Origin of the sequence: Thioclava dalianensis (assembly GCF_000715505.1) — a bacterium.
Taxonomy (GTDB): domain Bacteria; phylum Pseudomonadota; class Alphaproteobacteria; order Rhodobacterales; family Rhodobacteraceae; genus Thioclava; species Thioclava dalianensis.
Genome location: NZ_JHEH01000009.1, coordinates 23697 through 42900, shown reverse-complemented (window position 1 = coordinate 42900; position 19204 = coordinate 23697). Strand labels below are relative to the sequence as shown.

The following is a 19204-nucleotide window of genomic DNA, read 5'->3' as shown; positions in this document are numbered from 1 at the left end:
GGAATGGCGGTTTTCAAATGGTACGATGACACTCTGGAAAGGGGTTTGATCCATGAAACGCAAAAGCAATCTGCTCGCACTCGTCTTGACCACCGCGCTGGCCGCGGGACCGGTCGCCGCACTGGCCGATCAGGGCAGCACCGGTGCGAGCACCAAGACAATGCAGACCAACAAGGATGCGGTCGCGCAGACGACGGCCAGCAGCAACACAAGCAAGGGTCTGGTGACGACGGTGGATGACGCCTATAGCGCGATGCGCGATGTGCGCGCCGCCCGGCTCGCGCTGTTCGACGGCCAGCCGAAGATCGCGGATAAGATGACGAACAAAGCGCTCGAGAAGATGACCTCGGCGGAAAAATCCGAAGCCAAATGGGGCGTGAAGTCGAAAACCGGCGATCCGTCCCTCACCTACCTGCCCTTCGACAGTTCGATCGCGCTGGGGGAAGATTTCAAAGTCACCCCGGACAATCAAAAAGCCGTCACGAAAGCCAATAAGCAGATCGCGTCGGGCGACAGCAAGGGGGCTGCGGATACGCTCAAGGCGCAGGATATCAACGTGTCGATCTCGGCGGCGCTGGTCGCGGGCAAACCGGCTATCGCGGATCTGAAGATGGCTGCGAGCGAGATCGGCAAAGGCAAGTTCTATGAGGCCAATCTCGAACTCAAGAAAATCGAAGATTCCGTGGTGATCGACCAATGGGGGCTCAATGATCTGCCAGCGCAGGCGGGCAAGGCGCAAAGCTCCGCCGCGGCCAAGACCACGACAGGTGCGGCGCAAAGCACCACCGCACAGGCCAAGGCCACAGCCGGGTGATCAGGCCTTCGTGGAATAGGCGCGCATGAGCGCCTCGCGCACGGCGGGGGTGACGAATTTCGAGACATCCCCGTCGAGGCGCGCGATTTCCTTGACCAGTTTCGAGGCAATCGCCTGACGCCGCGCATCCGCCATCAGAAAGACCGTCTCGATCTGCGGATCGAGCAGGCGGTTCATTCCAACCATCTGAAATTCATATTCAAAATCGGCAACCGCGCGCAGGCCGCGCACGATCACGCCCGCACCGACATCGCGGGCACAATCGATCAGCAGGTTCTCGAACGGATGCACCATGATTTCGCCGCCACAGCGCGCGGTGATCGCAGCACATTCCGCCTCGATCATCGAGACGCGGGTTTCCAGATCGAAAAGCGGGCCTTTGTCGCGGTTGATCGCAACCCCGATGACCAGCCGGTCGACAAGCGCAAGCGCCCGTTCGATGATATCGATATGACCCAGCGTGACCGGATCGAAGGTTCCGGGATAGAGACCGATGCGCATGCAAACCCTTTCTCTGACACCCGCAATCCGGGTGGGCGCACGCAACTATATTGCGTGCGCGATTGCAAGAGCGAAGAATGCAGTGGGCGCCATCAGTTACCCATGATCATCCCTTGAAGGGCCTCTTTCTCCATATGCAGCTCGTCGAGACGCGCCTTCACCACATCGCCGATCGAGATCAGGCTGACCATTTTGCCATCCTCCATCACCGGCATGTGGCGAAACCGCCCTTCCGTCATCCGGGTCAGCACGACATCGGTATTGTCCATCGGCGCGCAGGATTTGGGGTCGCGCGTCATCACCTCGGAGGCGCGCAGCGTCAGGCAGCTCATGCCGCGCCGGGCCATTTCGCGCACCACGTCCCGCTCCGACAGGATGCCCTTCACGTCTTGCCCATCGGTGGAGACGATCACCGCCCCGATCCGCTTCGACGAGAGAACGGCCACGACATCGGCCAGTGTCGTATCGGGCTGGACGGTGATGACCTCGCTCTGGCCCTTACCCTTAAGAATTTGCATGACCTGCATGGCGGCCTCCCTGAAAACATCGCGTATAATCAAGCGTCCCCTGCATTTCCTGTTCTGTCAACCGAAAGGCGATCACGGTTGCGACCATGTTTCGGCAACGGCAAGGGTCTCAAGCCGCGCCACCTCGTTGCGCAGCCCCTGCCCCAGCGCCTCGGCAAGGCGGGTCAGCCGCTCCGAGCGGCGGTCATCGACATGGCGGATCAGCCAGAAGGCGCGGGTCAGACGCACCGTCTCGGGCAACACCCGCACGACGCCGGGCGCGAAGGGAATGGCGAAGTCATGCACGATCCCGATCCCCGCCCCTGCCTGGATCATATGCATCTGCACCGAGGCCGAATTGGAGGCGAGCCCAACCACCTGCGCTTCGGTCTCGGCGAAATAATCCAGCTCTTTGTCGAAGATCATGTCGGGAATATAGCCGATCATCCGATGCGCGCGCAGATCGGCCTTGTCACGCACGGGCGACGCTTTGGCGAGATAATCGCTGTGGGCGGCGAGATGCAGGTGATAATCGCTGATCTTCTGAACCGTCAGCCGCCCCGCCGTCGGGCGCGAGACGGCAATCGCCATATCGGCCTCGCGCTTGGAGAGATTGACGACCCGCGGCAGGGCCACGATCTGGATCTCAAGCCCGGGATTGGCATCGCAAATCCGCGCGCAGACCTGCGGCAAAAGGTAATTCGCGCAGCCATCGGGCGCGCCGATCCGAAGCTGACCGGTAAGCTGGCCCGCCGTGCCCGAAAGCTCCTCCTCGGCGCCCGCGAACGCCTGCTCGGCGGCCTCGGCATGGGGCAAAAGCCGATCCCCTGCCTCCGAGAGCGCATAGCCCTGCGGTGATTTCATGAACAGCTTGGCCGAGAGCCGTTCTTCCAGACGCGCGATCCGCCGCCCCACCGTGGCCGCGTCGAGCTTCAGCCCCCGCCCTGCGCCAGACAGGCTTTCGGTCCGCGCGACGGCCAAGAAAATACGCAGATCATCCCAATCAAACATGATAGTCCTTTGCAGATTTGCAAAACGCTTTTGGGTTTCTTCCTCTTTCAAGCGCAAAATCGCAAGACTAATGTAGCGCTAAACGTAAAGTCAGTTTGGAGGACATCATGGAAGAAATCGGTCACTGGATTAACGGCAAGCGCGTCGCGGGCACGTCGGGCCGCTTCAGCGATGTCTACAATCCCGCCACTGGCGAAGTGCAGGCGAAAGTCGCGCTGGCCTCACCGGCAGAGCTGGAAAGCGCCATCAACGATGCCGCCGAAGCCCAGCTTGAGTGGATGCAAGTGAACCCGCAGCGTCGCGCTCGGGTCATGATGAAATTCGGTCAGCTCATCGAGCGGGACATGGACAAGCTCGCAGAGGCGCTCTCGCGCGAGCACGGCAAGACCCTCCCCGATGCACGCGGCGACGTGCAGCGCGGTCTTGAAGTGATCGAAGTTTGCATGGGCGCGCCGTCCTTCCTCAAGGGCGAGTATACCGACAATGCAGGTCCGGGCATCGATCTTTACTCGATGCGTCAGCCGCTGGGCGTTGTGGCCGGCATCACGCCGTTCAACTTCCCCGCCATGATCCCGCTGTGGAAAATGGGCCCGGCGCTGTCGGCTGGCAACGCGATGATCCTCAAGCCCTCGGAGCGCACGCCCACGACCGCGCTGATGCTGGCTCAGCTGGCTCAGGAAGCAGGCCTTCCCGATGGCGTCTTGCAGGTGATCAACGGCGACAAAGAAGCCGTCGATACGATCCTCGACAATGAGACCATCCAAGGCGTCGGCTTTGTCGGCTCGACCCCGATCGCGCAATATATCTACGGTCGTGCTGCTGCGAACGGCAAGCGCGCGCAGTGCTTCGGCGGCGCCAAGAACCACATGCTGATCATGCCCGATGCGGATATGGACAAAGCCGCTGACGCGCTGATCGGCGCGGGCTATGGCGCAGCAGGCGAACGCTGCATGGCGATCTCGGTTGCGGTTCCGGTGGGCGATGGCACCGCCGATGCGCTGGTCGAGCGTCTGATCCCGAAGATTGAAAAGCTCAAGGTCGGCCCCTACACCGCAGGCGAAGACGTGGATTACGGTCCCGTCATCACCAAGCAGGCGCAGGACCGGATCAACGGCCTGATCAATTCGGGCGTCGAGCAAGGTGCGAAACTGGTGGTCGATGGGCGTGACTTCTCGCTCCAAGGCTACGAGGACGGCTTCTTCGTCGGCCCGAGCCTGTTTGACGACGTGACCCCGGAGATGGATATCTACCGCGAAGAGATCTTCGGGCCGGTTCTGTCGATGGTGCGCGCAAAGACCTATGACGATGCGCTCAACCTCGTGATCGACAGCCCCTATGGCAACGGCACCGCGATCTACACCTCGGATGGTGACGTGGCCCGTGACTTTGCCTCCAAGGTCAATGTCGGCATGGTCGGCATCAACTTCCCGATCCCGGTTCCGCTGAGCTACTACACCTTCGGTGGCTGGAAGAAATCGGCCTTTGGCGATCTCAACCAGTATGGCCCCGACGCGTTCCGCTTCTACACCAAGACCAAGACGGTCACGGCGCGTTGGTTCTCGGGCATCAAGGACGAAGGCGCGAGCCTGAACTTCAAAGCCCTCGACTGAGGCCATTGCCAGATTGATAGAAAAGGGCCGCTCACGCGGCCCTTTTTCATGCGGTACTGCGCGCTCTGTCAGCCCAGTCGGGCGAGCCATGGGAAGGTATCGAGCAGCCAGAAGCTGATCGCCGAGAAAGCGTTGGTCAGCATCAAAAGCCCGACGAGGATCAGCAAGCCCCCCATCACCTTCTCGATCACGCCCATATAGGGCTTGAGCCGGTTCATCACGCCAATCGCGCGCTGAATGAAGATTGCGGCCAGCAGGAAGGGGATGCCAAGGCCCATCGCGTAGACCGCAAGCAACGCCGTGCCGCGCGTCTGATCGCCCCCTTGGGCTGCGAGCGACAGGATTGCGCCCAGCTGCGGACCGATGCAGGGCGTCCAGCCAAAGGCGAAGGCCAGCCCCAGCACATAGGCGCCAAAACTCGAGCCGCCCCGGTCGCCCGCATCGAGTCGCGCCTCACGGTCAAGGAAGGCGATGCGGAAGAGACCGATGAAATGCAGCCCCAGCACGATGATCACCACGCCCGCGATCTGGCCGAACAAGACCTGATTGGTCAGGAAGAACCGCCCAAAGGTCGAGGCCGCGAAGCCCATGAACAGAAAGACGGTCGAGAGGCCGAGCACGAAGAACACCGCAGGCACCACGGCCGAGCGTTTGCCCTCGCGCAGATCGCCCATGCTCACCCCACCCATATAGGCCAGATAGGGCGGCACAATCGGCAGCACACAGGGGCTCAGGAAGGATAAAAGCCCCGCGACCCCTGCTACAAGGGCGGCGGGCAAAAAGGCGGCACTGGCAAGATCGATTCCAAACATGATCCACGCATAGCCTATCGCACGGGCGCGGTCACCTCGTCGTGAACTCACAACATCGTGGACAAATCCGCGCATGCGCCCTAATCCGCCTTCCATGGAACAGATCACCGAAATCGATGCGCGCGGCCTGTTATGCCCCCTGCCCGTTCTGCGCCTGCGCAAGGTGCTTGACGGGCTGGCGCCGGGCGCGCTGGTGCGGCTGCGCGCAACCGACGGCGCAAGCTGGATCGACGTGCCGCATTTTTGCGCCCAGACCGGGCACGCGCTGCTTGAGGCTGAGGATCGCGACGGGCTCAAGCTTTATCTGGTGCGCCGTGGCGCGCGATCCGGCGAGCTGACCCTACGCCCGGCCCGCACCGAAGACCGCGACGCCATCGCCGATCTGTGGCATCTCAGCGCAAGCCTGCCCGGCGTCGGGCCACCCGTCATGCCCAGCCGTGCCGCGCTGCGCGAACGGCTCGATCAGGAATGGGACGAGGGCTGGGACGTGACAGTGGCCGAGACGGACAGCGAGGCCCAAGCGCAGATCGTGGCCTTTCTCGCGATCCGCCCCCAAACCGCGATCCTGGCCGAGCTATTCGTGCATCCCGACTGGCTCGGGCGTGGTTTGGGGCGTCGGCTGATGGCGCAAGCCAAAGCCGCGATGCCAGACGGATTCCGGCTCTATACAAGCACGACGAACGCCCGCGCCCAGCAGTTCTACCGCGCGCAGGGACTGGTCCGGCTGTCCGAGGACCGGCACCCGCGCACCGGCCACCCGATGACGTGGTTTGGCTGGAGCGGAGACTGAGCGGGCGCGCTCATGCGCGCTATGGCGCGACAGGTCGGGGATACGCAAGCAGAGCCCTGCACCCCATTTTCGCGCTTGCCAGCCCATGCCGTCGCGGGCAAAATCCCCTCACTCTCAGGGCGGGGCGAAATTCCCCACCGGCGGTATGCGGAGGAGATCCGTGAGCCCGCGAGCGCCTTTCCCCTTCGGGCGAAAGGGTCAGCAGATCAGGTGCGAGGCCTGAGCCGACGGTCATAGTCCGGATGAAAGAGAGCAAGACACGAACGCCGCCCGCAAAGGGGGGCGTCTTCGATCTTGTAATCGCCTTGGGTGACGTGTCGCAACCAAAGGAGATTACCTATGACACCCACCCGATTTGCCTTCATCAAAGCCAACTGGCACGCCGAGATCGTTGATCGCGCGCTTGAGGGCTTCTTGCAGATCATCCCCGCAGATCAGGTCGATGTGTTCGACGTGCCCGGCGCGTTCGAGCTACCCCTGCGCGCGCAAACTCTGGCCCGCAGCGGCAGATATAGCGCCATCGCCGCAGCCGCTCTGATCGTTGATGGCGGGATTTACCGGCATGATTTCGTGGCGCAATCGGTCGTGACGGGGTTGATGCAGGCAGGGCTTGAGACTGGCGTTCCGATCCTGTCAGTGGCACTCACACCGCATCAGTTCCACGACACAGACCATCACCGCACGATCTTCGCCAAGCATTTCGTCGAGAAAGGGCGCGAGGCGGCGCGGGCTGCGTTGCAGCTTTGCACGGAGCGGATGGAGCAAGTCGCCTGAGCGATTTCGCCTTACGCCCGCATCGGGCAACACGCATGAAAAAGGCCGGGCGCACTGCCCGGCCTTTTGTGTTTCATCCCTCAGCGAGAGCTTAGCCGCGGTTCCACCAACCGCGCTTGCGCGGCTTGGCGGGTTTCTCCTCCGTCAGCGTTTCCGCATCGGTATCCGCGCTTTCGGCCACCGCCGGACCGGTCGGGATCTCAACCGGAGCGTCGGGTTGCGGCGTCTCGGGCGGTTGCTCAACCGGGGTTTCGGGTGCTGGCGCGGGCGGGGTCTCCTGCGGGGCGTCGGCGGGCACCTCTGCAGGCGGCTCCGGCGTCTCGACAGGCGCGTCGGGCTGCGGCGTCTCCGGGGGCGTCTCAGGCTCGGGGGGTGCGGCTTGCGGCGCGGACGCCTCAGCAGCCTCAGCGGCTGCCGGTTCCTCGACCTTCTTGCGAGCCCGCGAGCGACGCTTCGGCTTGGGAGCCTCTTCGACCGCCTCAGGCGACGGAGCGCCCTCGCCCTCAACGGCTGCCTGCGCGGCAGTGTCGGCCTCGGGCTTTTTGCGGGCGCGCGAACGGCGCTTGGGCTTGGGCGCCTCTTCCGGGGCTGCCTCGGCTGTCGTCTCAGCGCTGGCCTCTGCCGGGGTCTCGGTGCTGGCCTCTGCGGTCGGCTCCTCAACCTTCTTGCGGCTGCGCGACCGGGTGCGGCGCGGCTTGGGCGCAGGCTCTTCGGCTGCAGCTTCGGCGGGCGCGTCAGACGCAGCCGCCTCGGGTGCGGCCTGCGCGGTTTCAGCGGTGCTCACATCTGCGGCTTCGGCAGGCTCATTGGCCTTCTGGCCCTGCGCGTCCTGATCATTGCCGTTTTGCGCGGCATCGGACCCGCCATTCTCATCGCCATTCGACTTCCGCTTACGCCGACGCCGACGGCGCTTTTTGCGCGGCTGATCATCGTCAGAGGACTCAGGCGCATTGGAGGGCTCGCGCGTCTCGTTGCGCTGTTCCTCTTCTGCCTCGTCCTCGTCCTCATCCGTATCGTCGTCATCATCCAGATCGATCTCGGCCATCAGGCTTTCCGTGGCAGAGACCACCGGCGAGACAACCTCGGAGACCACGCGGGTCGCGGTCTTGAACTTCTCGATGGTGAAATCGGGAGAGACCAGCTCGGGCACAGCCTCGATGCGCACGGACATGCCGTAGCGCGCCTCGATGCTTGCGACATGCTCGCGCTTGGCGTTGATCAGGTAATTGGCGACGGCCACCGGGGCGCGCACCAGAACCTCGCGCGACCGTTTGCGTGTGCCCTCTTCTTCGATCGCGCGCAGAACCGAGAGCGCAAGGCTGTCATCCGAGCGGATGATGCCCGTGCCGTGGCAATGCGAGCAGGGCTGCGTCGTGCTTTCGATCATGCCCGGACGCAGACGCTGACGGCTCATCTCCATCAGGCCAAAGCCCGAGATCCGGCCCACCTGAATGCGGGCGCGATCCGTCTTGAGCCTGTCCTTCATCCGCTTTTCGACAGCGGTATTGTTGCGCCGCTCGTCCATGTCGATGAAGTCGATCACGATCAGACCGGCCAGATCGCGCAGGCGCAATTGGCGGGCCACCTCGTCAGCGGCCTCCAAGTTGGTCTTGAGCGCGGTTTCTTCGATCGAGCCTTCCTTGGTGGCCCGGCCCGAGTTGACGTCGATTGCGACAAGCGCCTCAGTGACGCCGATCACGATATAGCCGCCCGATTTGAGCTGAACGGTCGGGTTGAACATGCCTGTCAGATAGCTTTCCACCTGATGGCGGGCGAAAAGCGGCAGCGATTCCGCGTAATGCTTAACGTGCTTGGCATGGCTCGGCATGATCATCTTCATGAAGGCCTTGGCCACGCGATAGCCGCGCTCGCCCTCGACCAGCACCTCGTCGATCTCTTTGGAGTAAAGATCGCGGATCGAGCGCTTGATCAGATCGCCTTCTTCATAGATCGGCGCGGGCGCCACAGATTTCATCGTGAGATCGCGGATCTGCTCCCACAGGCGCATCAGATATTCGTAATCGCGCTTGATCTCGGTCTTGGTGCGCTGAGCGCCCGCCGTCCGAACGATCAGCCCTGCGCCCTTGGGCACGTCAAAGCCCCCGGCGATTTCCTTGAGCTTCTTGCGGTCGGCGGCATTGGTGATCTTGCGCGAAATGCCACCGCCACGCGCGGTATTGGGCATCAGCACACAATAGCGACCGGCAAGGCTGAGATAGGTGGTGAGTGCCGCGCCTTTGTTGCCGCGCTCTTCCTTGACGACCTGCACCAGCATGATCTGGCGCACCTTGATCACTTCCTGGATCTTGTAGCGCCGGGCCCGCGGTTTGCGGGGCGGACGGATCTCTTCGTGCACGTCCTCTTCGGCGACCGATTCGATATTGGGATCTTCGGGGGTGGCGTCATCCTCGCCATCGCCCTCATCATGATCGTCATCGTGATCGGCGCTATCCTCGGCGCCACGCTCTGCCGCGTGGTCCGAGCCGTGATCCGCAGACGGTGCCGCGTCGGTGTCATCCTCTGCGTCGTCCTCGGCATCGACCACGCCCATGCCGGGGATCTCATCCGAGCTGACAACAGCCTCATCGGTGTTGGCCTGTTCAGCCTTCGCACCACGGCGCGAGCGGCGGCGGCGGGCCGGTTTGGGCTTGTCTTCCTCGGCAGCCGCGGCCTCGGCCAACTGGCGCTCTTCCTCGAGCAAAGCCTCGCGGTCGGCGACCGGGATCTGGTAATAATCGGGATGGATCTCGGCAAATGCGAGAAACCCGTGGCGATTGCCGCCGTAATCGACAAAAGCCGCCTGGAGCGACGGCTCCACCCGGGTTACTTTTGCGAGATAGATATTTCCGGCGAGCTGCCGTTTGTTGATGGTTTCAAAGTCAAATTCCTCGACCTTGTTGCCGTCTGCCACCACGACGCGGGTTTCTTCCGCGTGGGTGGCATCGATAAGCATCTTCTTTGCCATGTAATTCCATTGTCCATACCCCTGCCCTGACGCCCGATGGGCCCCGTGTGCAAGTGGCTGGATCTGTCCATGAGGCGATGGACGGGCGGCACAGGCGATCGGCGGCGGCCATCACTGGCCCGCCCTTGCTCAATTGCCTCAGCTCGACACGCATCATCGCGGTTCTTTCCCAGGCGCATGGTTATCCCTCTGCGCCCCATTCAAAACCTCCGTGCCGTTGTGGCAGAGGGAGGCAAACTAGCGACCTTTCGGTCAATCGGTTGACTCAAAGCGCCAGCGCGAGAGAGCGCGTCGGGCTGCTTGCAAATCAGCGAATTTCGGTGGCGGATCGCGGGTCTTGTCGCAAACCTGCCGACTATTTGTGACAATAGCGGGAGGAACAACGGAAATACAATCGAATTTTCATGGCCCACGCGCCCCAAACACCGCCTGCGCGCGCGAAAAGACCCCGGGTCGGGCCGCAATGCCGCCCCGCACTCCGATACATGCGCAAAAGTGATCGCTCTCAGCACATCCTTATCATACCCCTGTTAAAAAAGACCGTTTAGGCTGACGCCAGTTCAAGGGAGCCCCAAACCATGCGTACGATCCTTCTCTCCACCGCCCTCGCCCTGTCATTGCCGCTCTATGCGCAGGCCCAAGACACAGCCTCAAACCCGGACACAGACCCTCCGCTGCCTGCCCCCAAGCTGATCGGTGAGTTTGTGCTGCCGACCGGGCTGACTATTCAGGGCAAGGGCTTTGGCGGCCTGTCGGATCTGTCCTACGATCCGAAAACGGATCAGTTCTACGCAATCAGCGACGACAAGGGCGATTTCGGCCCGCCACGGTTCTACACGCTCAAGCTCGACGTCAAGAAAGACCGCTTTGCGGGGCTCGACATCACCAGCGAGCATGATCTGCAAAGGCCCGGCGGCGGTATCTTTGGCGAGAATGGTGCCGATGGCGAAGGCATTGCGGTCGATCCCGCACAGCAACGGATCTTCTGGTCCTCCGAGCGTGATGAAAAAGGCGTACCCGCGATCTACACTGCCGATCAGACGGGCGCATTTGCGACATCACTGCCCCTGCCCGAGGCCTATATCCCCAATAAGGAGGGCACCAAGGGCGCGCGCGACAATCTCTCGTTTGAGGGGCTGGATCTGAGCGCGGATGGCAAGACGCTCTATGTCTCCACAGAGAACGCGCTGATCCAGGATGGCCCCAAGGCCAGCTTCACCGAGCAAAGCCCCTCGCGGATCATGCTGATCGACACCGAGACCCGCAAACCCACCGCGCAATATATCTACATGACGGATGAGATCCCGGCGAAACCGCTCCAAGAGGGCGGCTCGGCGGATAACGGGATCTCGGCGCTGGCCACCCTGCCAGATGGGCGGCTGGTGATCGTGGAGCGCAACTATTCCGAGGGCATCGGCAACAATATCCGCTTCTATATCGCGGATCTGACGGATGCGACCAATGTGAACGGCGAAGAGAAAGTCGACCTGAGCAAGATCACCCCGGTGCAAAAGCGGCTGTGGTTCACGCTCAAGGCAGGGCTCGACGGTGTCACGGTGGACAATATCGAGGACATCGCCTTCGGGCCGGTCGTCGACGGGGCGCAGACGATGCTCACCACGACGGACAACAACTTCAACCGCCATCAAGCGACCCGGTTCAAGCTGTTCAGCGTCAAGCTGCCCAAAGCCCAGAACTAGAGATTGAGACGAGGCGCGCGGGCGATCTGATTGCCCGCGCCCGCGATCAGGCGGTCACACCCGCCGCATTGAGGAACCGCGCAATCCGTCCGGCATCCTTGACCCCCGGCGCGCTTTCAACCCCCGAGGACACATCAACCTGCCGAGCGCCCGTCAAACGGATCGCCTCGGCCACGTTCTCGGGCGTGAGCCCGCCCGCCAGCATCCACGGTTTGGTCCAGTTGCGCCCGGCGATCAGACGCCAGTCAAAGGCCAGACCGTTACCGCCCGGAAGCGGGGCCCCTTTCGGCGCCTTGGCATCGAGCAGGATCTGATCGGCCACCTCTTCATAGCGCGCAATCGCGGGCAAATCCTCAGGCCCGGCCACACCCACCGCTTTCATCACCGGCAGACCGAAACGCGCGCGGATCTCGGCCACGCGCTCGGGCGTCTCCGAGCCGTGAAGCTGCAGCATATCCAAGGGCACGGCATCGCAGATCGCAGACAGGTCCTCATCTGCGGGATTCACCACGAGCGCGACTTTCGCGACCCCCGGCGGCACCTCAAGCGCCAAGTCGCGCGCCTGTGCAATCGAGACGGAGCGGGGGGATTTGGCGAAGAACACAAAGCCCACATAACGCGCGCCTGCCGCGACAGCCGCGCTCAGCGTTTCGGCATCGCGCAGCCCGCAAATCTTGACGCGCGGCGCACCGGGGGCGCCGCGATCTATGGCAACCGTCGCCATCGCTTAGCGGGAGGGCTGATCGAGCAGCGCGAGCACGTCGTCTTTCGGCCCGTGCTTCTCGTGGCGCAGGGTCTGCACCTCGGATTGCAGCTTGCTGGCCTTGCGGGTCGCCTGCTTGGCAGTCCGGCGCAGCTTCGCCTCGCGGATCCACTCCCAGACGAACCCGATCAGCAGGCCAAGCAGCACGCCGCCGAGAATCACGAGAAACAGCGGCACCTGAACCGACCAGCTCAGGCCGAGGAAATCCCCCGCCCCTGCCGGCAGCAGCCGCAGCGTGACGATGTCACGATTGGCCAGCGCAAGCGCGATCAGGATAATGGCCAACAGGCCCAGAAATGTCAGCCGAAGCGCACGCATCATCGGGTGTTAGTCCTCTTGTCCGTTCAGGCGATCCCGCAGCAGCTTGCCGGTTTTGAAGAAGGGAACGTGTTTCTCTTCCACTTCGACAGCCTCGCCGGTGCGCGGGTTGCGACCGACGCGGGCATCGCGCTTCTTCACGGAGAAGGCGCCAAAGCCGCGCAGCTCGACCCGGTCACCATTGGCCAGCGCCTCGGTGACCTCATCAAAGATCGTGTTCACGATCTTCTCGACATCCCTCTGGAAGAGATGCGGATTTTCTTCGGAAATTTTCGCGATCAGTTCGGATCGGATCATCGTCGTTCTCCCCCACGGGTTGTGCGACTGCGCGGCCCCGTTTCGTCACAGCTAATCTGCCGACTATAAGAGCAAATCTCAAAGCGCGGTACCAGAAAGGATTGGAATTACCGGGAATTTTCTGGCCGGGGCAAGCCCTGAAAGCGGAAATCCGCTCTCACAAATGCGCAAGCCCTGCTCCGACTGCGCGCCCGCGCGCTGTGCCACGGCCCTTGGAGCGAATCGATAGAGTGCAAAAGGCCCCGCCGAAACGGCGGGGCCTTCGCAAGATTTGTGGTGCACCTGAGAGGCGCTACGAGATTACTCGTCGCCCTTCAGAGCTGCGCCGAGGATGTCGCCCAGCGAGGCACCAGAGTCCGAGGAGCCGTACTGTTCCACGGCTTCTTTCTCTTCGGCGATCTCGCGCGCTTTGATCGACACGCCCAGCTTGCGGGTCTTGCTGTCCACGTTGGTCACGCGCACATCGACCTTGTCGCCAACGCCGAAACGCTCGGGGCGCTGGTCGGCACGGTCACGGGCCAGATCCGAACGGCGGATGAACGCTTTCATGCCGTTGTAATCCACCTCGATGCCGCCATCTTCGATCGCGGTCACTTCGACGGTGATGATCGAGCCACGCTTCACGCCGTCAACGGCATCAGAGAACGTGTCGGCATCGAGCGCCTTGATCGAGAGCGAGATGCGCTCCTTGTCGGTATCCACTTCGGTGACAGCGGCCTTGACCATGTCGCCTTTGCGGAAGGACTGGATCGCCTCTTCGCCGCGCTGATCCCAGCTCAGGTCGGAGAGGTGAACCATGCCGTCGATGTCGTTGTCGAGGCCAACAAACAGACCGAATTCGGTGATGTTCTTGACTTCGCCTTCGATGACGGTGCCCACCGGGTGGGTTTCGGCAAAGACTTCCCACGGGTTGCGCATGGTCTGCTTGAGACCGAGCGAAACGCGGCGCTTGGCGGTGTCGATCTCGAGCACCATGACGTCCACCTCTTGCGAGGTCGAGACGATCTTGCCGGGATGAACGTTCTTCTTGGTCCACGACATCTCGGAGACGTGCACCAGACCTTCGACACCGGGCTCCAGCTCAACAAAGGCGCCGTAATCGGTGATGTTGGTGACGCGGCCGGTATGCACGGATGCGATCGGGAATTTGGCTTCCACGGCATCCCACGGATCGGACTGCAGCTGCTTCATGCCAAGCGAGATGCGGTGCGTTTCCTTGTTGATCTTGACGACCTGAACCTTGACGGTTTCGCCGATCGCAAGGATCTCCGAGGGGTGGTTCACACGGCGCCATGCCATGTCGGTGACGTGCAGCAGACCGTCCACACCGCCGAGATCGACGAATGCGCCGTATTCGGTGATGTTCTTGACGACGCCTTCGACAACCTGACCCTCGGTGAGGTTCGCGATGACTTCAGCGCGCTGCTCGGCACGGCTTTCTTCGAGGATCGCACGACGCGACACCACGATATTGCCACGACGGCGGTCCATTTTCAGGATCTGGAAGGGCTGCTTGAGACCCATCAGCGGGCCTGCGTCACGCACCGGGCGGACATCGACCTGGCTGCCGGGCAGGAACGCAACAGCGCCGCCCAGATCGACCGTGAAGCCACCTTTGACGCGACCGAAGATAGCGCCTTCGACGCGCTCTTCTTTCGCATAAGCGGCCTCAAGACGGTCCCATGCCTCTTCGCGGCGGGCTTTCTCACGCGAGATCACGGCTTCGCCGCGGACGTTTTCCACGCGATCAAGGAACACCTCGACCTCGTCGCCAACTTCGATCTGCGGAGCCTCGCCGGGATTGGCGAATTCCTTGAGTTCAACGCGGCCTTCCATCTTGTAGCCGACGTCGATGATGGCTTGACCGGCCTCGATGGCGATCACTTTGCCTTTTACGACCGAACCCTCTTGGGGGGTATCGATCTCGAGGCTCTCATTGAGCATAGCCTCGAAGTCTTCCATGGTTGCTTTAGCGCACATGCGGTTTTAGTTTCCTTTTCATAGTCGATTTACTGGCCATGCGGTTGGCTCCGCCGGTCTTTCGTTGGATATGTCCAAGACGCAACAAAGGCAGGGTCAGGCAGCGCCCAACCCATCTCAGACCGCGCCCATATAGGCGCGTTTGCCTTGTTCAGCAAGTCTTTATTGGCCTAAATCGACCCAGATTACAGCCTTTCGGGCCATCTGGGACGGCCCCCGGCGGGCTCAGGGCTGAGGCGCGGGCTCTGCCGTCCAAGACTGGCGATCATAGCTCCAGACCTGCGGCACGCCCGCTTTCGTGCCCCGTGCGCGTACCGAACCGTCGGGCGCCGCGATGATCGGCAGCAGCCAGCCCAGCTCGGCGTGATAAAACCCCTCCACCTGACGGCTCAGCGGCGGAATCTGTACGTTCTCAACGCCTTGCACGCGCGCAATCAGACGGATTTCGCCCTGCCAGAGCGCCCAATTCGTACCAATCGCAAGGGCAAAGGCCAGCAGGCACACCGCAGGCGCCGCGATCAGCTTACCGCGCGCAGACATTGGCTTGCGGCCCGCAAAGATCAGCACGCCCGTGCCCAAAAGCGGGCCAATCGCCCCGGTCCAAAGCGCAATCGGCAGTGCCAGCGTGGCCAGAACCTTCAAAGCTGTGCGCCGCTCGCGCAGCACCGCCCATGCCACAAGCCCGAGCGCGATCACCCAGCCCGCGTGATCGGGCATCGCTCGCACCAGCCCCCAGGCGAAGACCAGCAGCGTCACGTAGGGCGCGAGCACCGAGATCACCAACGTCACACCGCTCTCGGCCCAGCCTGCCTGCATCGCCCAGATCAGCCAGATCCCGCCCCAAAAGGCGATCCATGTCACATAGACGAATGCCAGAGTGGATGGGCGCAGCCGCCGCGCCCTGAGCGAGACCGAGGCATCGAGCCCGACGAAAATCAACCAAATGAAAACAGGAAGGAAAAAGCCCATATCGATCTTGCGCCCACTTCGCTTGAGTCTCGCGAGGGCAGATGGGGCGGAATGCCGCCCCGGCAAGCCAAAAAAGCGTCAGCCCCGGCCCTGCCCCAACGCGGTTTCAATCGCCCCGGTGAACGATTGCGAGGCAGGCTCGACTGAGGCGGGATAGGTATCGATCACCCGACCATCGCGTCCGATCAGCACCTTGTTGAAGTTCCAGCTCGGCTCAAAGCCGCGCTCTGCGCGCAGCCACGCATAGAACGGATGCGCCCCGGTGCCGGTGACCTGCGTGATCCGCGCCATCGGCAGCTCAGCACCAAAGGTCATCGCGCAATACTGCTTGGCCGCCTCAGCGGTACTCAGCTCTTGCTTGAAGTCATTTGACGGCACGGTGAGGATCACCAGACCCTGATCCCAATAGCGGTCCGACAGATCCTGCAACTGGGTAAATTGCGGCGCATACCCGCATTTCGAGGCGGTATTCACGACCAGAATGACCTTACCCTCGTAGCTGGTCAGGTCGATCTTCCCACCTTCGACCAGATCAAAGCTCAGATTGGGCGGCATTGCCGGGCTGGCCACCGCCAATCCGATCATGACCGCGAAGCCCGACATAAACCCACAGATCCGCGCAAACATCACCAACAACCCCGATTTCACATGTCCGCAACTATACGTTGAAAGCCAGACTAAGATCACACATCCGTGAATGTATATTCAAGAATCAAATTAATCTAATCACAAATTCGGCTGACGTCGCGATAGCGCGGCACAGGAAAATCGGGGAAATCTATGATGTTATCGCGATTCTCCTCAGGCGTGCGTGAGGTCGGAGGAGTTCTCACGGAATCGAGATCGAGCGCGAGGCTCTGACAAAGCCCAAAGCTGCTTTGAGTGATGTCGCCTAGATTGCGCAGGTCGATCAGATGCCCGCCCTTGCGCGCCAGCCCGGTCGTTGCGAAGCGCAACGGAGGATCCAGCCGAAACCGCCGGGTCTGCGGGCCAAACAGCTTTTCGCGCCCCTCCCAATCCGCGGCAGGCCCCGAGGCCATCATCAGCTCGAACTCTCCCGGCGGCACCAGAAGGCGGAAAAACGACCCGCCGCGCAGATAAGCGCCCAGAATGTCCTGCCCGCTCTGCACATCGCGCAGCACAAGATAGACATCACGCCCCGCGCGGCTTTTGATCTGCAAAGGCAGAGTGCGCGGGAGATCGGTCTGCGACCACATCAGCCCCTGCGGGCGCTCCCGCGCGAAGGCCGGGCCCGTCATCAGCAAGATCATCACAAGCAGAAGGCGTATCATTCTCTACATATGGGACGCGAACGCGCGAGGGCCAGTGCTATCCCAGCCGTGCCTCAATCGCAGCACAGGCCGCTGCGATCGCGGCCTCGGCATCCAGCTCGGAAGTATCGATCACGATCGCATCGGGGGCCGGGCGCAGCGGCGCATCGGCCCGGTTCATATCGCGGTCATCCCGCTCGCGGACATCGGCCAGCACTTGTCCTGCATCACCGCCCAGCTCCAGCCAGCGCCGATGCGCGCGCACCTCGGGGCTGGCGGTCACGAACAGCTTCACCTCAGCATCGGGACAGATCACGGTGCCGATATCGCGCCCGTCCAGCACGGCGCCCTCTGCGCGCGCCGCGAAATCCCGCTGAAACTGTACCAGCGCTGCGCGCACCTCCGGGATCGCGGCCACCTTGGAGGCCGCCTGCCCCGCCTCTCCCGTGCGCAGATCGTCGCGCGCAAGATCCTGAGCACTCAGCCCCCGCGCCGCGGCAATCGGATCGCCGCCCTTCACGCCCACCGCACGATACAGCACGCCTGTGTCGAGATGGGCAAAGCCGAACCGCGCGGCGACCGCGCGGCTGATCGTGCCCTTGCCGCTCGCGGCGGGTCCGTCGATGGCTACGGTGAATGACATATCTACCCTCGTCTGGTCTGGCGTTTCGTCCCGCGCGCAGGACGACCCTTATCTGTTGGCGCGCTCAAGGCTGGCACCCAAGCCGCGCATCAGCCCCTCGAAAATCGGGAACGATGTGGCAATCGGCGTGCCGTCATCCACCGAGACCGGATTTTGCGCCGCCATCCCGAGGATCAAAAAGCTCATCGCGATCCGGTGGTCGAGATGGCTGGCGCAGGTGGCCCCGCCCGGAACGCCGCCCGGCCCCATACCATGCACGATCAGCGTGTCCTCATCCTCCTCGATGCGCACGCCACAGGCCTCAAGCCCGCGCGCCATCGCATCGATCCGGTCGCTTTCCTTGACGCGCAGCTCATGCACGCCGCGCATCACCGTGGTCCCGCGGGCATTGGCCGCCACGACCGACAGCACCGGATATTCATCGATCTGGCTGGAGGCGCGCTCGGGTGGCACCTCGATCCCGTGCAGCTCGGAATAGCGCACCCGCAAATCGGCCACGGGCTCGCCGCCCTCCTCGCGCGGGTTCTCAAACGTGATATCGGCGCCCATCTCCCGCAGGGTCGTGAACAAGCCGTTGCGCGTGGGGTTCTGGCTGACGCCCGGCACAAGGATATCCGAGCCCGGCACCAGAAGGGCTGCACAGACCGGAAAGGCGGCCGAGCTCGGGTCGCGCGGCACGGTTACCTCCTGAGCGCGCAATTCCGGCTGGCCCTGCAAGGTGATGACATGGCCCTCCGAGGTCTCCTCGACGCGCACATCCGCCCCAAAGCCGCGCAGCATCCGCTCGGTGTGATCGCGGGTCGGCACTTTCTCGATCACAACAGTCTGGCCCGGCGCATTGAGCCCCGCCAGCAGCACCGCCGATTTCACCTGCGCCGAGGCCATCGGCGTCGCATAGCGCACCGGCACCGGATCGGCGGCACCAACCACCGTCATCGGCAACCGCCCCCCCGCGCGCCCATAGGCCTGCGCGCCAAAGAGCGCGATCGGATCGGTGATGCGCCCCATCGGACGTTTGCGCAGGCTGGCATCGCCTGTGAATGTCGCCGTGATCGGGCTCGTGGCCATACAGCCCATGATCAGCCGCACCCCGGTGCCCGAATTGCCGCAATCGATGACCTGCTCGGGCTCGGCAAATCCACCCACACCCACGCCATGCACCGACCACTCGCCCGGCCCGTGCTGGGTCACCTCCGCGCCAAAGGCCCGCATCGCGCGGGCGGTATCGAGCACATCCTCGCCCTCAAGCAACCCGGTGATCTTGGTCTCGCCCACGGACAGCGCACCAAAGATCAGCGCGCGGTGGCTGATCGATTTGTCGCCCGGCACCTCGGCCTCGCCCGTCAAAGGCCCGGATTTGCGCGCGGTCATCTTGATCGGGGTGCCGTGGCCGGACATTCTCGCCTCCTGTTCAGAACTGCCTCGCTGTTAGCGCGATACGCGGCGCGACGGAAGCCCCCAGCGCCCCTTCCTCTTGATC

The 19204-nt window shown here is 62.9% G+C and carries 19 protein-coding genes and 1 riboswitch; of the genes, 5 read left to right on the top strand and 14 right to left on the bottom strand.

The window, feature by feature from the left end:
* Positions 1-52 precede the first annotated feature (52 nt).
* Positions 53-814, top strand: a complete 762-nt coding sequence (locus DL1_RS20850; protein WP_051693444.1) for a YfdX family protein — start codon at positions 53-55, stop codon at positions 812-814.
* Here DL1_RS20850 and coaD read toward each other — a convergent pair whose 3' ends face one another.
* The 3 genes from coaD to DL1_RS09345 form a co-directional block, all read right to left on the bottom strand.
* Positions 815-1315 (bottom strand): pantetheine-phosphate adenylyltransferase, encoded by a 501-nt coding sequence (coaD, locus tag DL1_RS09355; protein ID WP_038065284.1) that lies wholly within the window; start codon positions 1313-1315, stop codon positions 815-817.
* Between the two features lie 92 nt (positions 1316-1407).
* Entirely contained in the window at positions 1408-1842 is a 435-nt protein-coding gene (locus tag DL1_RS09350) for a CBS domain-containing protein (protein WP_038065283.1), read from the bottom strand.
* 72 nt (positions 1843-1914) lie between these two features.
* The gene (locus tag DL1_RS09345; RefSeq protein WP_038065461.1) at positions 1915-2832 is read right to left on the bottom strand and encodes a LysR family transcriptional regulator; all 918 of its coding nucleotides are present in this window, start codon (positions 2830-2832) and stop codon (positions 1915-1917) included.
* Positions 2833-2939: 107 nt separating this feature from the next.
* On the opposite strand from DL1_RS09345, the gene DL1_RS09340 reads away from it, so the two are divergent.
* Positions 2940-4442 (top strand): CoA-acylating methylmalonate-semialdehyde dehydrogenase, encoded by a 1503-nt coding sequence (locus DL1_RS09340; protein WP_038065281.1) that lies wholly within the window; start codon positions 2940-2942, stop codon positions 4440-4442.
* Between the two features lie 68 nt (positions 4443-4510).
* Here DL1_RS09340 and DL1_RS09335 read toward each other — a convergent pair whose 3' ends face one another.
* On the bottom strand, positions 4511-5254 hold the full coding sequence (locus tag DL1_RS09335; protein WP_038065278.1) for a cytochrome c biogenesis CcdA family protein: 744 nt from the start codon (positions 5252-5254) through the stop codon (positions 4511-4513).
* A gap of 94 nt (positions 5255-5348) precedes the next feature.
* Between DL1_RS09335 and DL1_RS22300 the strand changes: the two genes are divergently transcribed.
* Complete coding sequence (locus DL1_RS22300) at positions 5349-6044, top strand: GNAT family N-acetyltransferase (RefSeq protein ID WP_081856307.1); 696 nt, start codon at positions 5349-5351, stop codon at positions 6042-6044.
* 106 nt (positions 6045-6150) lie between these two features.
* Positions 6151-6302, top strand: a riboswitch (FMN riboswitch).
* Between the two features lie 81 nt (positions 6303-6383).
* The gene (locus DL1_RS09325; RefSeq protein WP_038065277.1) at positions 6384-6818 is read left to right on the top strand and encodes a 6,7-dimethyl-8-ribityllumazine synthase; all 435 of its coding nucleotides are present in this window, start codon (positions 6384-6386) and stop codon (positions 6816-6818) included.
* A gap of 91 nt (positions 6819-6909) precedes the next feature.
* Here DL1_RS09325 and DL1_RS09320 read toward each other — a convergent pair whose 3' ends face one another.
* Positions 6910-9783, bottom strand: coding sequence for an Rne/Rng family ribonuclease (locus tag DL1_RS09320; RefSeq protein ID WP_038065276.1), 2874 nt, complete (start codon positions 9781-9783; stop codon positions 6910-6912).
* Positions 9784-10361: 578 nt separating this feature from the next.
* Here DL1_RS09320 and DL1_RS09315 point away from each other — a divergent pair.
* Entirely contained in the window at positions 10362-11483 is a 1122-nt protein-coding gene (locus DL1_RS09315; RefSeq protein ID WP_038065275.1) for an esterase-like activity of phytase family protein, read from the top strand.
* A gap of 46 nt (positions 11484-11529) precedes the next feature.
* On the opposite strand, the gene DL1_RS09310 is transcribed toward DL1_RS09315, so the two are convergent.
* The 9 genes from DL1_RS09310 to aroA all read right to left on the bottom strand — a co-directional run bounded on the left by DL1_RS09310 (position 11530) and on the right by aroA (position 19122).
* Positions 11530-12207, bottom strand: a complete 678-nt coding sequence (locus DL1_RS09310; protein WP_051693443.1) for a phosphoribosylanthranilate isomerase — start codon at positions 12205-12207, stop codon at positions 11530-11532.
* Positions 12208-12210: 3 nt separating this feature from the next.
* Positions 12211-12567, bottom strand: coding sequence for a lipopolysaccharide assembly protein LapA domain-containing protein (locus DL1_RS09305; protein ID WP_342726606.1), 357 nt, complete (start codon positions 12565-12567; stop codon positions 12211-12213).
* A 6-nt stretch (positions 12568-12573) separates the two neighbouring features.
* Entirely contained in the window at positions 12574-12861 is a 288-nt protein-coding gene (ihfB, locus tag DL1_RS09300; protein WP_038065274.1) for an integration host factor subunit beta, read from the bottom strand.
* A 300-nt stretch (positions 12862-13161) separates the two neighbouring features.
* Positions 13162-14841 carry a 30S ribosomal protein S1 gene (rpsA, locus tag DL1_RS09295; protein ID WP_038065273.1) on the bottom strand — a complete coding sequence of 560 codons (1680 nt, stop codon included), beginning with the start codon at positions 14839-14841 and terminating at the stop codon, positions 13162-13164.
* Positions 14842-15066: 225 nt separating this feature from the next.
* On the bottom strand, positions 15067-15810 hold the full coding sequence (locus DL1_RS09290) for a hypothetical protein (RefSeq protein WP_038065272.1): 744 nt from the start codon (positions 15808-15810) through the stop codon (positions 15067-15069).
* A gap of 78 nt (positions 15811-15888) precedes the next feature.
* Entirely contained in the window at positions 15889-16437 is a 549-nt protein-coding gene (locus DL1_RS09285) for a glutathione peroxidase (RefSeq protein WP_051693460.1), read from the bottom strand.
* Between the two features lie 95 nt (positions 16438-16532).
* Entirely contained in the window at positions 16533-17102 is a 570-nt protein-coding gene (locus DL1_RS09280) for a hypothetical protein (protein ID WP_051693442.1), read from the bottom strand.
* 37 nt (positions 17103-17139) lie between these two features.
* Positions 17140-17724 carry a (d)CMP kinase gene (locus DL1_RS09275; protein WP_038065271.1) on the bottom strand — a complete coding sequence of 195 codons (585 nt, stop codon included), beginning with the start codon at positions 17722-17724 and terminating at the stop codon, positions 17140-17142.
* Between the two features lie 48 nt (positions 17725-17772).
* Positions 17773-19122 (bottom strand): 3-phosphoshikimate 1-carboxyvinyltransferase, encoded by a 1350-nt coding sequence (aroA, locus tag DL1_RS09270; RefSeq protein ID WP_038065270.1) that lies wholly within the window; start codon positions 19120-19122, stop codon positions 17773-17775.
* Between the last annotated feature and the right edge of the window lie 82 nt (positions 19123-19204).